The sequence below is a fragment of the Fructobacillus tropaeoli genome (genome assembly GCF_001047135.2).
Lineage (GTDB): Bacteria > Bacillota > Bacilli > Lactobacillales > Lactobacillaceae > Fructobacillus > Fructobacillus tropaeoli.
Genome location: NZ_DF968081.1, coordinates 81656 through 94225, shown reverse-complemented (window position 1 = coordinate 94225; position 12570 = coordinate 81656). Strand labels below are relative to the sequence as shown.

12 protein-coding genes, 1 pseudogene and 1 other annotated feature are annotated in these 12570 nt (G+C 43.5%); of the genes and pseudogenes, 6 read left to right on the top strand and 7 right to left on the bottom strand.

Translation table 11 applies throughout. The features are described 5' to 3' along the window. Positions 1 to 483 precede the first annotated feature (483 nt). Together AOQ32_RS04480 and AOQ32_RS04475 are read right to left on the bottom strand one after the other, a co-directional pair. Complete coding sequence (locus AOQ32_RS04480; protein WP_059393784.1) at positions 484 to 669, bottom strand: hypothetical protein; 186 nt, start codon at positions 667 to 669, stop codon at positions 484 to 486. 253 nt (positions 670 to 922) lie between these two features. Then, positions 923 to 1489 (bottom strand): helix-turn-helix domain-containing protein, encoded by a 567-nt coding sequence (locus AOQ32_RS04475; protein ID WP_083994410.1) that lies wholly within the window; start codon positions 1487 to 1489, stop codon positions 923 to 925. A gap of 143 nt (positions 1490 to 1632) precedes the next feature. Here AOQ32_RS04475 and AOQ32_RS04470 point away from each other — a divergent pair, with 143 nt between their 5' ends. Both AOQ32_RS04470 and AOQ32_RS04460 read left to right on the top strand, forming a co-directional pair. Next, a complete protein-coding gene (locus AOQ32_RS04470; protein ID WP_059393783.1) occupies positions 1633 to 1827 on the top strand; it encodes a helix-turn-helix domain-containing protein in 195 nt (64 codons plus the stop codon). A 205-nt stretch (positions 1828 to 2032) separates the two neighbouring features. Beyond that, on the top strand, positions 2033 to 2269 hold the full coding sequence (locus tag AOQ32_RS04460) for a hypothetical protein (protein ID WP_148666520.1): 237 nt from the start codon (positions 2033 to 2035) through the stop codon (positions 2267 to 2269). Positions 2270 to 2613: 344 nt separating this feature from the next. Here AOQ32_RS04460 and AOQ32_RS04455 read toward each other — a convergent pair. From AOQ32_RS04455 to AOQ32_RS04445, 3 genes and pseudogenes are all read right to left on the bottom strand, one after another. After that, positions 2614 to 2685, bottom strand: a pseudogene (locus AOQ32_RS04455) (S-ribosylhomocysteine lyase); the annotation flags it as partial. A gap of 91 nt (positions 2686 to 2776) precedes the next feature. Further along, positions 2777 to 3028, bottom strand: a binding site (T-box leader). Between the two features lie 197 nt (positions 3029 to 3225). After that, positions 3226 to 4299, bottom strand: a complete 1074-nt coding sequence (locus AOQ32_RS04450; RefSeq protein ID WP_083994408.1) for a glycosyltransferase family 2 protein — start codon at positions 4297 to 4299, stop codon at positions 3226 to 3228. 18 nt (positions 4300 to 4317) lie between these two features. Continuing rightward, positions 4318 to 6552 carry a glycosyltransferase family 39 protein gene (locus AOQ32_RS04445; RefSeq protein ID WP_059393781.1) on the bottom strand — a complete coding sequence of 745 codons (2235 nt, stop codon included), beginning with the start codon at positions 6550 to 6552 and terminating at the stop codon, positions 4318 to 4320. 589 nt (positions 6553 to 7141) lie between these two features. Between AOQ32_RS04445 and AOQ32_RS09055 the strand changes: the two genes are divergently transcribed. After that, entirely contained in the window at positions 7142 to 7309 is a 168-nt protein-coding gene (locus AOQ32_RS09055; protein ID WP_158531865.1) for an NAD(P)H-dependent oxidoreductase, read from the top strand. Further along, complete coding sequence (locus AOQ32_RS04435; protein ID WP_059393779.1) at positions 7299 to 7583, top strand: NAD(P)H-dependent oxidoreductase; 285 nt, start codon at positions 7299 to 7301, stop codon at positions 7581 to 7583. Before AOQ32_RS09055 ends, AOQ32_RS04435 begins: the two co-directional genes overlap by 11 nt. 151 nt (positions 7584 to 7734) lie before the next feature. Here the strand turns inward: AOQ32_RS04435 and AOQ32_RS04430 are convergent, their stop codons facing one another. Continuing rightward, a complete protein-coding gene (locus AOQ32_RS04430; protein WP_059393778.1) occupies positions 7735 to 9132 on the bottom strand; it encodes an APC family permease in 1398 nt (465 codons plus the stop codon). A gap of 101 nt (positions 9133 to 9233) precedes the next feature. On the opposite strand from AOQ32_RS04430, the gene AOQ32_RS04425 reads away from it, so the two are divergent. Beyond that, on the top strand, positions 9234 to 10103 hold the full coding sequence (locus AOQ32_RS04425; protein ID WP_059393777.1) for a LysR family transcriptional regulator: 870 nt from the start codon (positions 9234 to 9236) through the stop codon (positions 10101 to 10103). A gap of 235 nt (positions 10104 to 10338) precedes the next feature. Here AOQ32_RS04425 and AOQ32_RS04420 read toward each other — a convergent pair whose 3' ends face one another. Continuing rightward, positions 10339 to 10911 (bottom strand): TetR/AcrR family transcriptional regulator, encoded by a 573-nt coding sequence (locus tag AOQ32_RS04420; protein ID WP_059393776.1) that lies wholly within the window; start codon positions 10909 to 10911, stop codon positions 10339 to 10341. A gap of 168 nt (positions 10912 to 11079) precedes the next feature. Between AOQ32_RS04420 and AOQ32_RS04415 the strand changes: the two genes are divergently transcribed. Next, positions 11080 to 12570, top strand: a complete 1491-nt coding sequence (locus AOQ32_RS04415; RefSeq protein WP_059393775.1) for an MDR family MFS transporter — start codon at positions 11080 to 11082, stop codon at positions 12568 to 12570.

Here is a 12570-nt window from a genome sequence, read left to right as displayed (position 1 = left end):
AAAGGAAGCGCATGACAAGGCCATTAAAGCGCAATGGGCGGAGGCAATAAAAGTGCATGGTACAAAAGTGTATGAAAAAGATTAAAACGGTCGCACCTAAAAAGTTACAAACTAGATCCCCAAAATAGGGCAGTGGTTTATAGTAATTGCTACTGTCTGCAAAAATCTGCATTTTATTGAAAAAGTCTAAAAGGCATGCAGTGGTAAATAGCTTTATATAAGCGTTTAGCGTTGTTTATATTTTGCACCCTTTTTCAAAAGAGGCGCAGTTTTATAACCCTTGCATTCTTTCAAAAAACTATAAATAGGGTGCAGTCAGTATTACCTTTCTGTAGCGGTTTATAGCTATTATGGCATTGAACTCTTTTTTTGAAAGTAATGCAGTATTTTGCAGTAATTGTAACAATGAACGAATTAGGCACCGTCAGAACATCCCTAATATAAAAAGCCTTACTCAAACGAGTAGGGCTATTTTTGTGCTGATCACATCAAGTAAGCAGCATTTATAATTAGTATACCGCCACCAATTAAAAATAGGATTGTCCCCCAAAAGATCTGTGAAATTACACTCCTATCTCCAAAGTATAAGCGTATGAGCGGGGCAGTTTGACCCATTGTTAAAATGATAAGTCCTAATAAAGTAATGGCAAGTCCAATTAATGCTATCATGTTTTTTTATCTCCTAATGCTAGTCAGTATCATTGCAAGCCCCAACGTGCTTTTTTTATTTGTCCTGTTACAGTCCTAGTAATAAGTAACTGTATAGCCGACAACCGCAATTATAACAAAAATAACAGCGGATTTTAAGTTATCGTTTGTCTTTAGTGTTCATATTGTTCTTCCTTTCATCCCCGATAGTGGGAGTCCATGCCTTAATAATCAAGGCGCTTTGTATCATGCAAGCCCAAGTGGGCTTTTTTTATTACTCGTATCCACCTAATTCTGGTGGTAATTGTGTACGTTCTTCTAGATGTTCTAGCAGTTCGGTAATACGTTGTAAGTCTGCTTTCGCTTCTGGGGATGAGTTACGGCCAAGCTCTGCTAGCATGCTTGTTGCTTTGTAGATATTGGCCTTTGTCGTATCGTCTTTAATCTCAACATTATAATCGATGTAATTATCAGGCAAACTCTCATTTTTAGAGATGACATCCAAGATGGGAGCGACTTGCTTCGTTGCCTTGATTTGTTCGTGCTTTTTACGTTCTTCATCGAAAACTTGAGGGTTAACGTCTGCCATGTATCCAAGAGCCTTGTCCCACCATTCCTCCATGGTGTGCGATTCAAATGGTTCTCGTATATCACTGATACCCTGCAAATAACCAACAGACACACCAAAGAAATCAGCAAGCTTTTGCCACGTTGCTAGTTTGGGTTCTGTTTTACCATTCTCATAATCGCTAAACGTGGAGCGCTTAATTCCTGTTTGTTTTTCGATAGAAACTAGAGAGAGCTTTTTTTCTTTTCTTAATTCTTTTAAACGATTTTTCATAGTTGTTCCTCACAAAAAAGAATAACATACTTTTGCTATTTTACCGAATATCTCGGAAAAAATTAAAAAAAGATTGACAACCGAAAAAACTAGGATATATACTAAACAACATATTAACCGAGTTTTTCGGAAATGGAGAGGGCATGAAAGTACTAAGCAAGATATTTATTGATGCTTTAACTATTAAGCAAGCACGAGAGCACCTAACTTATAGGCAGCTATCTGAGAAAACAGGCGTTACTGCTGTAACAATATCCAAGGTTATTAACGGAAAGGTAGATACAGCGCAAGAGCGTACGTTCGATAAGCTAAATGATTGGCTACTTAAGGAGGAATAGCATGGAGCAAACAACACAGACAGTCACAGAGAGGCCAAGGTGGCTTAACCTAAAAAAACTCGGCCAAGTATGCAGGGTGTTCGTCGAACACTTTCAAGCGCCATTTAGTGAACACTGGATGAGTGCAGGCACACGTTACAGGGTACGGCACAATGTACGACCGCGACGAGATTAGCAAAGCGATTAAAGAATGGCATTAAGGGGGATGAGATGGAAGTTCGATAAGTACGCTTATACGAATTACCATCAACTAGCCTATAAGTGCGCCACGGGGCTGACACCTAAGCAACTCAAAAAATCTAAAGAAGTCAATAGCCCAGAAGAGGTGTTAGATAATGACCAGAAAGAACGACTAGAACGAGCTAAGCAACATATAGCCTTGTATCTTCTGGACGGCAACGACTACCAAGACATCAAAGCAAAGTTATTTGCTGATATTTAAGAAAGGAGAGCCAAAAGCATGAAAAAGGCAAAAAAAAGACATCCCCCGAAGTTTGGCGACTAGATGGGAATGACTTGAGAAAAACGCCTTTTTAATGGCTATTTGGCTATATTTTAACATGGAAAAACAAGAAGTAACAACGTTATATAAATTAGATCTTGAATTATATCAGATTTATCATCAGAGATTAACGCCATTGCCCAGTTGTTAGCAGTAGCAATTAAAAATAAACAAGTGGATGAATACGACAGTGACACAATATTAAAAACTATCTCGGGTTTGTCAATTGATATTACTAACAAGGTTGGCGAGTTGTGTTTTGAGATGGAAAACTAGGGGGGATTAATGGCAATCAAACGAACGTATGGGGCCTTAACTGCTGTGTGATCTAATGTAAAACTTTCAACTTCTGCCATTGTTTTTTCTCCTTTGATAAAACGGGACTTTTTAGTATTTGTTGCTGTTTTGGATACAGGACAATAAAAAAAGTCCCGTAGTCATAAAAGACTACGGGACGATTTAATCGTGTTACCACCCGGATTCTGGCTAGCATCGCTGCTAGTCACTCAACAAGTACGTCAAAAAATGAGATACTCTAACGCGGTAACGGGCGCACCCGAACGCGGCTGATTTTGACAAAACTCACCACGTTACACGACTCCAAGACCATTTTCAACTTCTAAGCAAAACCGACTTTCACCAAATGTCAGCTCTCTATCATTTGCCGCTAAAGTTTACTTATCTCTTCAACATCAACTTTTTATTAGAGTTTACGGACGTTTTTCTCATTTGTCAACACTTTTTTAATTTATTTTCCGAAACGCTTTTTAAAATGACTTTAAAAATTAAAATCAATCATCCCTGGAAGCAAAAAAGAATGCCACTAACATGATTGTTAGCGACATCCTTTTGAGGGGAAGTTTGTTGATTAAGCCAAGTCCAGATTAATCAATCGCTTAGCGACTAATCACTTGGTGGACAACCTGATAATCAGTTTCATAACTTGGTGTTTCTGTTTCTTCTGACTGGGGCATTGGACTTACTTTTGTGAGTTGGTCTTCTGCCACCGGGTAGCCATCCTCACGCTCAATCTGGAAGAGTGGACGGTGCTTGACTTCGGTAAAGATTTTACCGATGTAAGTGCCGACAACCCCCAAAGCAATCAGGTTCAACCCACCGAGCAACCAGATGGAAATCATCAATGATGACCAACCGGCCGTTGGATTACCGACAATTTTTTCAAAAACTGTATAGGCAATTTCGACACCAGCAATTCCAAGGACGAGGATTCCTAGGTGAAGGAGCAAGCGGATCGGTTGGGTACTAAAACTGGTGATTCCATCGATGGCAAAGGAAAGCATCTTTTTTAGTGGGTACTTGGACTCCCCGGCTTGACGTTCACCACGCTCGTAGTAAACCTTAGCAGATTGGAAACCAACCAAGGGGACCATGGCCCTGAGAAAGACGTTGCGTTCTGGCATTTTGAGGAGGGCCTTCACGGCAACTTTACTCATTAAGCGGAAATCAGCGTGGTTGGGGACCATTTTGACTCCTAACCAACCAGCCAACTTGTAGAAAGCTAAAGCAGAATTACGCTTGAACCAGGTATCAGTTTGGCGGCTAGAGCGAACAGCATAGACGACTTCATTGCCCTCTAAGTACTTTTCGACCATTTGTTTAATGACGTCCGGATTGTCCTGCATGTCGGCATCAAGGGTAATCATGATATCCGCGAGCTTGCTACTTTCGGTCATACCGGCCAGGAGGGCTGGTTGGTGACCAAAGTTTTTGGACAACTTAACGCCGATAATGTCGGAATTTTGTCGTTCTTGCTGTTGGATAATTGACCAAGTCTTATCAGCTGAACCATCATCAACAATCATAATGAAGCTATCTTCGCTGACGAGCATCTGTTCAACCAAGCTTGCTTTAATCCCTTGGAGGACGTTCAGCGTGGTTGGAAGAACTTCTTCTTCGTTATAAGCTGGTAGGATTAACCCTAACCGTGGGATTTTTGAACGTGTCAACATAATTGGACTCCTTTCGTCTTAATAAATTGAGGACAAATCATACAGAGTAGAGCTTGAAGAGCCACCCATTCCTGTTGGACCACCGGCTGTCATGCCGCCTGCAGTTGTACCACCAGCTGTTGTCGCTGTTGTCGTTGTTGTTTGGCTAGCAGCTGTTGTTGTCGACTTTGAACCCGAGTCATAAGTGACAACTGTACCCTTTTCCTTTACCCAGGCCAGAATCTTCTTGATTTGACCATCAGAACTCTTGCTACGGGAACCAAGGACGAAGTACTTCAACTTACCATCCTTAACGAGTTGCTTAAATTGCTTAAAGGTCATCGTTGGATCAGTACCATTATAACCACCAAGGGCCATGACAGCCTTTCCTGATTTGATAATGTAACCAGAAGCTGAGTTTGAATCGGTTGTGGCAAAGAGGTATTTAGCGGAACCTTGGTGCTTTTCGGTATAGGCTAAGAGCTTCTTATTCACAGTGCCACCCATATCGGTACCACCACGACTGAAGAGGGATGGACCGGCAGCTGGAATAGCTGCTGAAGTATGGGTGATGGTTGGTGTGGCTGCCCAGAAGGCACCCATTGCCAAGACTGAAACAGCTGTGGCAATAATCTTTGCTTTGATTGCTGTCTTTTGTGGGAAGAGCCACCAGACACCGAGGCCAACGGCCAGGACAATCAGGATACCAGTAATCACTGGGTAATAAGAAGAAACGTAATAAGCTTGTAGGAGTAGCGTGGTGATCACGGCTACACTAAGCATGATGCGAGCAACGAATGGTTGTGTCTTGTCAACGGCTTCATCTTCACTGTTGACATCGACCTTCATCATCTTGGTAACGGCAGCGACACCGATAGCCGTCAAGGCTGCAATGGCTGGGGCCAACATGATGGTGTAATAAGGGTGGAAGAATGAAGCGACTGAGAAGAAGCCGTAAACAGGGACGAACCAGCCGGCCCAGAGGAGAACCTCTTCTTGTTCACTTGAAACGTGGTACCACTTGCTACCGCGCTTGCGGAAGCCAAGCCAACCAGCGATGAGGCCAAGGAAGGCTAATGGGAGGTACCAACCGATTTGAGAACCAAGATCGGACTGGAAGAGACGGAATGGTCCGATAGAACCGATGGCAAAGGCACTTCCAGCACCGCCCATACCGCCACGTTTACCAGTCTTACCACCAGGTTGACCAGTCATCTTGCCCATCTTACCGGTTGGAGCTTGACCAGTTGGTGCTGTTTGGTTTTGACCGTTAGTACCTGTTGGAACTTGGCCAGTTGGTGCAGTACCGTTTGTTGTCTGACCGGTTTGTGTACCGGTCTGATTTTGACCATTAGTGGTCTGACCAGTTGTACCAGTTCCTGTAGTCGGAGCCTGGCCCATTTGGTTCGTTCCAGTTGCTGATTTTGAAGACTTCGAAGTCTTCTTTGTTCCCATACCGGCAAAGGTACCACCAGTACCAGTTGATTGCCCAAGTAAACGTTGCGTCCCGTTGTAGCCAAAGGCCAATTCCATCAAGGAATTAGTCTGAGAACTACCAATATAGGGGCGCGAACTCTTGCTTGCTGAATCAACTGCCATTGGATAAGCCAAGGTGAAGACGGAAAGGGAAACGAGTGCGAGTCCCAACCAGCCAATCTTCTTTTTCCAAGGAATCTTGATGGCGATAATGTAGTAGGCGAACATGGCTGGCAAAATCATGAAGGCTTGGAGCATCTTGATGTTAAAGGAAACACCAATCAGAGCAAAGCTTAACATGACTAACCAGACGTTCCTCTTGTTCACGGCCTTTTGTAATGTGAAGACCGCTAATAGAAGGAAGAGGACTAAGATAGCATCCATGTTGTTTGTCCGGCTGTTGGCAACAACAGTGGGCGTCAACGTCATGAATAATGCGGCTGTCCGTCCAGCCCAGGCACCAAACTTTGGCTCTAGGAGACGGTACATGAGATAAACGGAGGCAATTCCAGCCAAGACACTTGGGAGGACAACGGACCAACCGTGAACGCCGAAGATCTTAGCGGAAATGGCCATGAACCAAAGCGCTACAGGTGGCTTATCCACCGTGATGAAACCGGCTGGGTCAAATGCCCCGTACCAGAAGTTTGACCATGACTTGGTCATGGAAGTGATGGCTGCAGTGTAGAAACTGTTGGCACTGCCTGCATCCCAGATACCCCAGCCATATAAAATAGCGCTGAGAATCAGTATGCCGACAAGGTACCAATCAAGTTTGTGTATCCATTTTGATCGCAAAAGCGAGGACCTCCTTCGTTCGAATAAAAATAGTGTAGGCCTAAAGCGCTATATCAAGATTAAGTGAGTATCAAGTGAATATTAAAATATCCAACGAATTAAAATCCGCTGTTGGATAAATGAAAAAATAAAAAGACCATCAAAAAATTGACAGTCTCTAACACCGATAGCAAAAGCCCACATTTTGGCCTTGATTAAGCTGCATAAAAGGAAATAAGAATCGGACAGCAAACACCATAAAAAGGCAGTCTGCAGGCGTTTTTGTCTTTGAAATAGCAGAAACATGGACAGCAGATGGCCGTTTTGCGTTGGTCATCAGACGGCCACTAACAAGAGTAGTCAAGTGGTTGAGAAACCATGTTTGAGTCATTTTTACGCCTCCGGTATTCTTGTAAAGAAGTATGGACTTTTGACCAAAAATTGTCAAGATGTGTCCGTGCAGTGAAAAAATTTTTCAAAAATCAGTAAGGAAGCGGGCATGATGGTTGTATTTAATAAAAATCGATTGCGAATAAAATGCTATAATATAGGTCATATGGCGCAATTACGAATACCCGAGTGGGTATCCCAACCGAAAAGGAAAAACACCATGAAAATGCTTATTATTCAGGGTCACCCTGACCAAGAATCATTCACTCACGCTAATGCGATGAACTTTGCAGCGGTGGCAAAAGAAAAGGGCCATGAAGTCCAAATTGTGGACCTAGCGACCGCTGATTTTGACAGCGTACGGCTATCGTCAACATATGGAAGATGAAAGTTTTCCGAAGGCAGTCCAAGAAAAGATTGCCTGGGCGGATCGAATTTCATTCTTCTTCCCTGTTTGGTGGTCAGCAGAACCATCTGTTTTGAAGGGGATGATTGACCGCGTCTTTACGCCTGGCTTTGCTTACAACCGTCGTAACGGTAAAATTGTTAAGCATCTGACGGGCAAGAAGGCGGACGTCTTTACGAGTTCTAATTTTGGGGGCTGGTACTACAAGATGTTTGGTAACGTCGTCAGCCGTTACAAGTTAGGGGTTTTTGCTTAAACAGGAATTAAGTTGAACAAAGCTTATGTTTTGGGCCACATGGATTCAGGTGTGACACAAAAAGACCGTGAAGCATACATTGAAAAGTGTGCGGCAACAATTGATTAAATTAAAAAAAGGACTTGCATTGATTAACGCAAGTCCTTTTCTGTTACTGATTTTGTAGGTTGGAGTGACGGACACTATAGGTGAAGTAGACGGCAATACCAATCAAGAGCCAAATGCCAACGGAAATCTTGGTGATATCTGGCAGCATGATGATAAAGAAAATACTGCACAGGCCAGCCAAAATTGGCAGGAATGGATACCAGGGCATTTTGAAACCTGTATTTTGAATATCTGATCGATGACGGAGTTTTAAAATACCAAAAGAAATAAAGGTAAAGGCAATCAATGTTCCAGCGTTAATCAGCGAAGCCAATTGAGTCAGTGGGACGAGTCCAGCAAAAACTGCCTGAACTACGGTTGCAATTAGGACCGCATTCGTTGGAACCGCATGCTTTTGGCTCACCTGACCTAATTTTTTAGGCAAAAGACCGTCGCGCCCAAGGGCATAAACGAGTCGTGACCCACCAATAAACATTGTGACCATCGCGGTAAAAATTCCAAAGAGGGCGCCAATCGTAATGAGCTTATTCCAAGCAGTCAGATGGACCACCTGAAGTGCATAGGCGGCGGGGTCATCGACATTCAGTTCTTTGTAGTTGACGATACCGGTCAAAACTAAGGAAAAGGCGACGTAGAGGATCACGGCAATAATGACGGTTCCCAAAATCCCCTTAATGACGTTTTTGCCGGGGTTAATGGTTTCGGCCGAATTGGAAGCGAGGGCATCAAAGCCAATAAACGCAAAGAAAACCGTTGCCGCTGCCGTAAAGATACCGCCCATTCCAAAGGGAACACTGTGAAATTCTTTTGGATAAAAAGGTACGTAGTTGCTGGTTTTGACATAAAAGAAGCCGACAATAATAAAGAGAATGATAATGGCTACTTTGACAATGACGGCAAAGTTTTCTACTTTTTTTGATAATTCGGTTCCCATCATGAGAATTCCGGCAATAATCAAGACAATCACGACAGCAGTGAAGTTAATCAAACCACCTTCCATTGGGCTGGCCTGCAGAGCCTTTGGTAAGTTAAGGCCAAAGCTCGCCAAAATGTTGTGATTAAAGTAGGCCGCAAAGCCAGTTGCTTCCGCAGAAACAGCCAAAAAATACTCTAAAATCAGTGACCACCCTAAGATCCAGCCAACAAATTCCCCGTAGATAACGGAGCCAAAGGAGTAGGCTGAACCTGCAATCGGCATAGCGGAAGAAAACTCCGCATAGGCCATGCCGACTAAACCAGAGACGAGGGCGGCGATTAAAAAGGCAACGGCTACAGCCGGGCCGGCATGACTAGCAGCTTCGTGACCGGGTAGGATGAAAATACCGGTACCAATCACGGCACCAATGCCAAGGGCAATTAAGTCCTTGGCGGTTAATGTTTTTTGGAGACGAGCATCAGCGCTTAGAAAATTAGCGACTGATTCTTTTTTGGAAATGTTCATACTTATACCTCAAATGTTTCTTTCTAGCTCTCTTATTATAGAAAAAATGATATGATAAGTACAATTAATAAATCACATAGTTGTATTAGGAAAAACGATTGATGAACCATTTACTAGTTTTAGAAAAGATTCTCCAGATGAATAGCTTCACCAAAGCTGCACAAGCGCTGGGGTATACGCAGTCCTCGGTCAGCCAGATGGTGGCTAGCCTTGAAAAGGAGTTTGGCATCCAATTGTTAAAGCGTTCTCGTCAAGGTGTTCAACTGACCCCAGAAGGCGAAAAGCTCTATCCCTATATCGAGCGGTCGTTGCGCCAATACCAAATCTTGCAAGAAACAGCGGGGGCAATCCGGGGCCTTGAAACAGGAACTGTTCGAATTGGTGCGATTACGAGTGTTAGTTGTTATTGGTTGCCAGACCTCTTCAAACGGTTTCAGGAACGCTATCCGGCGATTGAATTTGTTTTGCATCAGGGTGATTATGGAACCATTGTGAATTGGATTCAGGATGGGACCGTCGATTTTGGCCTCATGACGGCTGACTATGGGGATGACCTGGCTAAACAAATCATCCACACTACGGAGATGAAGGCCTTTCTGCCGGCGGATCACCCACTGGCAAAATTAGACCAAGTGCCGATCGCGTCTTTGACAGAAGAACCCTTTATTTTGGTCGAGGGTGGGGGTTATAGCGAACCACTCGAGGCTTTTCGCAAGGCGGGTCTAACGCCCAATGTCCGCTATCGGATCCAGGATGATTACACGATTATGGCTATGGTCGAGGCCGGGTTGGGTATTAGCATGCTCTCAGAGTTAGTGGCTAGTCGGACTAACTTTAATGTGGTGGCAAAATCAGTTGAGCCGCAGGTCAAGCGTCCAGTGGCGATTGCTTACCGGGAGAAAGAAGCGCTGCCAATTGCTAGTCAATATTTTATGGACTTTCTAACGGCCAACCAGCAAGAACTGATTTGAAAGCGGTACGTTGAGACAACAGCAAAACGAAAAATGACCAGGAGTTCTAGGGCACCAGACATAACATTCTCATTAAATTAGCATTATTTTTCACAATATTTCTTCGAATACATCTCTATCAGCACTCGGGTCCTGCTTCCCGGGTGCTTTTTTGTGGGCTATTTTGGATGAAAGGCACAAAAAAAGAAACCAAAACTCAGGGTGAGTTTGGCTTCTTGATTGAAGGGGGGATGATTTATTTTTCTACTGACGGCTCTTTGTCGAAAAAACTATCTGGCATCGTATTGACCAAAAAATCAGCCATTTCTTCGGGACTTTCTTTGGCTCCGTTTTGTAACCAGGCCATCATGACGTGAAAGGAAGCACCAAAAACAAAGATATGTTTATAATTAAAGCCATGCTTTTTTTCAGGATGTTTAGCCTTGATAATTTCGCCAAAGTTTACAAAAAATTCATAAATATGGCTGGAAAGTCCCCGGTCGATTAACAGCATAAACCGTTCTTCCTGGCTTTTAAATGCAACAAAAGAATCGGTAAAGCGCCTCTTCATGGTTTCCCGGGTGCGACTATGGGGGATTGAACTTTGTTTCTCTTGCTCATGGTGTTGGGTCACCAAACAGGTTAAGTAAAAGGTCAAAATATCTTCGATGTTATCGAAGTTGCGGTAGTAACTTACCCGCGCGACTCCAGCTGATTTAATGAGCTGTGCAACTCGGATTTCTGAAAGGGGTTGTTCCTTTAATTGCTCAAAAAAACCGTCCACAATTTGTTGCTTAACTCGGATATTTTCTTGTTGGCCAAATTTCATCTAGGTTCCTCCACGACAAGTGTCGTTTTGTGATTAAATTCCTTTTTTTCTAAGAATATTATAGCAAATAAATAAATTTAGTGAAACATGTTGACTCAGTTAAATCTAACTGTTACACTATGTTCCATAAAGTAACTGGTACACATTGTACCACGAAAGGAAATAACGATGGAAGCAGTTCAAACAAATACTCGAACTTACAATCGAACACTCGTCGTCGTGGTCATGATGATTGCCATGGCCGCCGGTGCGTTGATGCAGACATCATTGGGGACGGCCATTCCTTCCCTAATGAAGGCTTTCGATATTAACTTGTCGACAGCTCAACAAGCAACGACATGGTTCCTTCTCTTTAACGGGATGATGGTGCCATTGTCAGCTTACTTAGCTAACCGAATTCCAACCAAAATCTTACACATGGTTGCCTATGGATTACTCTTTATTGGGGTCTTGGTAACAATGTCCACACCAGAAAATAGTGGATCTTGGTGGATTTTCATTGTTGGCCGGATTATTTCAGCCATGGCTTTTGGAATCATGATGCCAATGATGCAAATCGTCATCTTAAACATGTATGCCCCCGAAGAACGAGGCGCAGCCATGGGTGCGATGGGATTGGTTATTGGAATGGTCCCAGCCATTGGTCCAACCTTGTCAGGTTGGATTTTGAAGCAAGACCACACGATTTTGGGCTTCACTTTGTCTGATAGCTGGCGCTCAACTTTCTTGATTCCTTTGATTATTACTGGAATTGCCTTGGTTTTGACACCATTCTTGATGAAGAACGTTATTCCAACTAAGAAGGTTAAGTTGGACTTCTTGTCATTGGTTCTCTCAACGATTGGTTTTGGTCTCTTCTTGTGGGGCTTCACCAACGTCGGTTCACACGGTTGGGGCAATGTGCCAAACGTGCTCGTACCAATTTTTGCCGGTGTTGCACTCTTAGTAGTCTTCGTTTGGCGTCAGTTGAAATTGTCGAACCCATTCTTGGATGTTAAGGTCTTCTTGACGAAGGACTTTACGATTCCATCTGTTGTTGGAATTTTGGCCATGATGGCGATGTTCGGTGTCGAAATGATGTTGCCAACGTACTTGCAAAACGTGCGTGGCTTGTCAGCCTTTGATTCTGGATTGACTTTGCTCTGGGGAGCCTTGTTGATGGGTGTCTTCAGTGCCATCTCAGGTGCCTTGTATAACAAGGTCGGTGCACGGGCCTTAGGAATGGTTGGTTTTGCCATCCTTGGTTTGGGAACTTTCCCATTCTTGTTCTTAACTCCTGAAACACCAACCATTATTATTAGTGTCTTGTACGGTGTTCGAATGGCCGGGATTGCCATGGCCATGATGCCAATGACAACTAAGGCCATGGCCGCTTTGCCCGATGCAAAGACATCTCACGGTACTGCCGCTAACAACACTTTGCGTCAGGTTGTCAACTCTGTTGTGGTTGCCTTGTTGACATCAGTTGTTCAAAACGTTATCAACAACAACACACCAAGTAACCATTTGAAGGTTACGGAACCATTGCGCTACGCAAGCAAGATGTTGGATGCTTCTTTGGATGGTTTCAAGATTGCCTTTATGATCAGTCTTGGTTTCGCCGTTCTTGGTTTCATCCTGGCATTCTTTGTTAAGCAAGACAAGAAGGAGGAAGCTTAA